The sequence below is a fragment of the Nonomuraea sp. MG754425 genome (genome assembly GCF_021699195.1).
Taxonomy (GTDB): domain Bacteria; phylum Actinomycetota; class Actinomycetes; order Streptosporangiales; family Streptosporangiaceae; genus Nonomuraea.
Genome location: NZ_SSXE01000349.1, coordinates 1 through 4,664, shown reverse-complemented (window position 1 = coordinate 4,664; position 4,664 = coordinate 1). Strand labels below are relative to the sequence as shown.

Genomic DNA, 4,664 nt, shown 5'->3' with positions numbered 1-4,664 from the left:
GGGTTGAGCGGGGTGTAGGTGGCCGGGTGGCTGCCCTGCGACCGGGAGCTGACTGGCGATGCGGCCGTCAGGTTGCGCAGTAACCCCGGCTACGGCCATGCGGTCCTGCTGGTAACGGGGCTACGCCAGGCGGCCAACCGGCGCGACCCGCCCCCAGCCACGCGGCCCGGGGGTCCTGGCGTGCTGGGACGTGTGGGTGGTGCGGGTCGTGTCGCCGTGCCCGCCTGAAGCCCGTGGGTCAGAGTTGGAGGGCGTGGTCGAGCAGTGATTGGAGTGTGACGGCTCCCAGCAGCCGTCCCTCCTCGACCACCGCCACCAGCGGGCTGTGCGTACGCGCCATCATCGCCGCCAGTTCCAGCACCGTCGCCTTCGAGTCGGTCACCGGCAGTTCACGCGGCTGTTCCGGCAGGCACTCGCGTACCGTCTTGTCCCCGAGCCGGAGCAGGAACCGGTCGGCGTGGGCCTCGTCCACCACCCGGGCCAGCGCCGGATCGTCCTGGCAGTAGGCGGGGACCGCCAGCCGCAACACCTGCGTGCCGGGCAGGATGCTGAGCGGCCGGCCGTCGTCGTCGATCAGGATGAGCCCCGGCAGGCCGCGTTCGGTCAGCAACCGTGCCGCCTCCAGCGCCGGGGTGTCGAGGGTGACCGTCGGGAACTCGACGGCTAGATCGCGTGCGCGCATCGATGGCCTCCGATTTCCAGGGTAATCGGGTGAGCCCCGGCCCGGCCGTCTTGTGTCACGGGAGTTCGGCGAAGCGCTCGATCTGCTCGGTACGGCCTGAGATCAGGATGACGTCCCCGTACGATAGTTCCGTGTCGGCCGTGGCGTACGTGAAGTCCTCGTCCGGTGGTTTCACCGCCACGATGGTGACTCCGTACTTGCGGCGCAGGTTCGACCGGCCGAGGGGGACGCCGACGTACTCCTTGGGCGGGCTCGTCTTGGCGAGTGCGAAGTTGTCGTCCACCTGCATGTAGTCGAGCATGCGGCCGTTCACCAGGTGGGCCACGCGCTCGCCCATGTCGTGCTCGGGGAAGACCACGTGGTGGGCTCCGATGCGGCTGAGGATGCGTCCGTGCTGGGTGCTGACGGCCTTGGCCCAGATGTCGTTGATCTCCAGCTCGACCAGCAGGGACGTGGTCAGGATGCTGGCCTCGATGTCGCTGCCGACGGCCACCACCGCCTGGTAGAAGTCCGGCACGCCGAGCTGGCGCAGGGCTTCCATGTCGGTGGCGTCGGCGGTCGCGATCTGGGTGATCTGTCCCGCGAGGCTCTGGGTGATCTTCGCCCGGTGGTCGATGGCCAGCACCTCGGTGCCGCGACGGGTGAGTTCCAGCGCCAGCGAGGTGCCGAACCGTCCCAGGCCGATGACGACCACCGGGTCTCTCTTGTACTCAACCAACGATGATCCGCTCCTCCGGAAGCTCGTAATGGCGGGCGCGCCTGTTGAGTGCCAGGGCGGAGCCCAGGGTGAGGGGCCCGATGCGGCCGATGAACATGAGCACGACCAGCAGCAGGTGTCCGGCCGTGCCCAGGCCCGCGGTGATGCCGGTGCTCAGGCCCGCCGTGCCGAACGCCGCGATCACCTCGAACAGGATCTGGTCCAGGCTGTACGGGGTGAGCGCGAGCAGCGCGTACGTGGCGATGCCCACGATGGCGACCCCCAGCGCCGTGATCGTCACCGCCTGCCGCTGCGCGGAGTCCGGCAGGCTGCGGTGCCCGATGTGCACCCGGCTCTCGCCGCGCAGTTCGGCCCACACGACGAAGACCAGCAGCCCGACCGTGGTCACCTTGATGCCGCCCGCCGTGCCCGCGCTGCCGCCGCCGATGAACATCAGCACGTCGGTGGTCAGCCAGCTCGACGGGTACATCTGGGAGATGTCGAGGGTGTTGAACCCGGCCGAGCGCGGCATGACCGCGGCGAAGAAGGCGGCCAGCAGCTTGCCTCCGTCGTCGAGCGGCCCGAGCGTCTTGGGGTTGCGCCACTCGATGGCCAGGAACGCCAGGGTGCCGAGGACCAGCAGGGTCGCCGTCACGCTCACGGTGATCTTCGTCAGGATGGTCCACTTGGCGGGTTGCCGCCAGGAGCGGGCCAGCTCGAACACCACCGGGAAGCCGAGCCCGCTGATGATGCTGGCGATCGCCACGGTCAGGCAGATCCAGCCGTCGGTCACGAACCGCATGAGGCTGTCCGGCCACAGCGCGAACCCGGCGTCGTTGAAGGCGCTGATCGCGTGGAAGACGCCCAGGTAGAGGGCGCGGCCGAACGACTCGTCGTACCCGATCATGAAGCGGCTGGTGAGGATGGTGGCGGCGACGGCCTCGCACAGGAGGCTGAACACGACCACCTTGCGCAGCACCTGGCGTACGTCGCTCATGCTCAGCGTCTTGGTCTCGGCCTGCACCACGATCCTGGCGCGCAGACCTAACCGGCGCGAGACGAGCAGCGTGAACACCGTCGCCATCGTCATGATCCCCAGGCCGCCCACCTGGACCAGCGCGGCGATCACCAGTTCGCCGAACACCGACCAGTGGGTGGCGGTGTCCACGACGGCCAGCCCCGTCACGCAGACGGCGGATGTCGAGGTGAACAGCGCGGTCACCCAGCCCGCCGACTCGCCGGTGGTGGAGGAGATCGGCAGCGCCAGCAGCACCGTGCCGATCGCGATGGCCAGGCCGAACGCGGCCACCACGACCTGCGCCGGATGCCGGAAACGGGACGCGAAGGGCGTCATCCCGCCCATCACCGCCCCTGCCGCCGGGCCTGGTCGCGGCAATGACGATCTCGGCCACGCATTCGCGAACGCCTCCCCCGAACTCCGACCGGCAGTCTCTTGCCGACCAGACTTCCCGGCGCACCGCGCACTACCGTAACAGGCAGGTGCGGGTGCGGGGGCGCCATCGCCTCCCTGACGGAGAGCCTACGGGCAGGGGCGCCGAGCGCGAGCGGCGCACCTGCTCCCGCCGCGCCTGCTCCCACCGCGCCACCGGTTCTTTACCGGAGCGAGCCGAAGAACTCGCGCAGCTCCGTGATCAGTACCTGCGGCGTCTCCAGGGCCGCGAAGTGTCCGCCGTGGCCGAACTCCGACCAGCGCACCACGTGGTGCACCCGCTCGGCCAGCGGCCGGACGGAGAAGTCCGTCGGGAAGACCGCCACCGCCGTCGGCACGGTGCCGCGCGGCACCGGAATCCACATGGCGGGGTCGCCGAACCGCTCGAAGTACGTGTGCGCCGACGACCCGGCCGTCTCGGTGAACCAGTAGACGCTCACGTCGGTGAGGATGCGGTCGCGGTCCACGGCGTCCTCGGGCAGGTCGGCCTTCGGGTCCGTCCAGTCCTTGAACCTCTCCACGATCCACGCGAGCTGCCCGGCGGGGGAGTCGTGCAGGGCCGCGGCGATGGTCTGCGGGCGGGTGCCGTGCAGCCGCAGGTAGGCGCCCAGCTTCTCCTGCCACTCCTCCATCCCGGCCAGCCGGTCGCGCTCGGCCTCCGTCAGCGAGCCCATCAGTTCGGGGTCTCCGGCCGGGAACGTGAGCAGCGCGTTGACGTGCACGCCGATGACCCGGTCGGGCGCGATCCGGCCGATCAGCGGGGCGATGAAGGCCGAGACGTCGCCGCCCTGCACGCCGTAGCGCTCGTAGCCGAGGCGGGCCATCAGGTCCGCCATCGCGGCGGCCGTGCGCCCGTCCGTCCAGCCGGTGCCGGGCAGCGGTCCGGAGAAGCCGTAGCCGGGCAGCGACGGGATCACCAGGTGGAAGGCGGGGCCGCCGTCCGGGCCGGGCTCGGTGAGCGGGCCGATCAGGTCCAGGAACTCGATCACTCCGCCCGGCCAGCCGTGCAGGAGCAGCAGCGGGACGGCGTCGGGGTCGGCCGAGCGGACGTGCAGGAAGTGCACGTCCGCGCCGTCGATCGTGGTGGTGAACTGCGGATGGGCGTTGAGCGTCGCCTCCTGGGCGCGCCAGTCGAAGCCGTCGGCCCAGTACTCGGCCAGGGAGCGCAGGTAGTTCGTCGGGACGCCGCGCTCCCAGCCGGTGCCGGGCACTTCGGGGGCCCAGCGCGTACGCAGGAGGCGGTCACGCAGGTCGTCAAGCTGCTCCTGCGGGATGTTGATGCGATATGGGCGGATCTGCAGACTGCTGTCGCTGTTCGTCATGTCTCCGGAAGATAGGAGGCATTGGTGACAGGTGCTGGCACCGATGGGCGGCAGAATGAAGCTCATGTTGGAAACCTCGGCCCGGCTGCTCCGCCTGCTGTCCCTGCTGCAGTCCCGGGCGGACTGGACCGGCTCCGAGCTGGCCGAACGGCTCGACGTCGGGCTGCGTACCGTGCGCCGCGACATCGGACGGCTGCGTGAGCTCGGCTATCCCGTGTCCGCCGCCCCGGGCGTGGCCGGGGGATACCGGCTCGGCGCGGGGGCGGCGCTGCCGCCGCTGCTGCTCGACGACGAGGAGGCGGTGGCCGTGGCCATCAGCCTGCGGACGGCCGCCACCGGCAGCGTCGCGGGACTGGAGGAGAGCGCGCTGCGGGCGCTGACCAAGCTGCAGCAGATGTTGCCGTCGCGGCTGCGGCACCGGGTGAGCGCCTTCCAGACCACCACCGTCGCACTGACCATCCCGCGAACGATTCCCCGACCAGACCCGCCCGCCGCCCCAGCGGCGTCCCCACC

At 70.6% G+C, this 4,664-nt stretch carries 5 protein-coding genes; 1 reads left to right on the top strand and 4 read right to left on the bottom strand.

Annotated elements, in window-relative coordinates:
- Window positions 1–238 precede the first annotated feature (238 nt).
- The 4 genes from FAF44_RS52115 to FAF44_RS52100 form a co-directional block, all read right to left on the bottom strand.
- Complete coding sequence (locus FAF44_RS52115; protein WP_237110934.1) at window positions 239–682, bottom strand: CBS domain-containing protein; 444 nt, start codon at window positions 680–682, stop codon at window positions 239–241.
- Window positions 683–737: 55 nt separating this feature from the next.
- Entirely contained in the window at window positions 738–1,400 is a 663-nt protein-coding gene (locus FAF44_RS52110; RefSeq protein WP_237110933.1) for a TrkA family potassium uptake protein, read from the bottom strand.
- On the bottom strand, window positions 1,393–2,733 hold the full coding sequence (locus FAF44_RS52105) for a TrkH family potassium uptake protein (protein ID WP_237110932.1): 1,341 nt from the start codon (window positions 2,731–2,733) through the stop codon (window positions 1,393–1,395). Before FAF44_RS52105 ends, FAF44_RS52110 begins: the two co-directional genes overlap by 8 nt.
- A 260-nt stretch (window positions 2,734–2,993) precedes the next feature.
- Window positions 2,994–4,151: an epoxide hydrolase family protein gene (locus tag FAF44_RS52100; protein WP_237110931.1), complete on the bottom strand. Its 1,158-nt coding sequence runs from the start codon at window positions 4,149–4,151 to the stop codon at window positions 2,994–2,996.
- A gap of 64 nt (window positions 4,152–4,215) precedes the next feature.
- On the opposite strand from FAF44_RS52100, the gene FAF44_RS52095 reads away from it, so the two are divergent.
- On the top strand, window positions 4,216–4,664 hold a 449-nt coding region (locus tag FAF44_RS52095), incomplete at its 3' end, for a YafY family protein (RefSeq protein WP_237110930.1).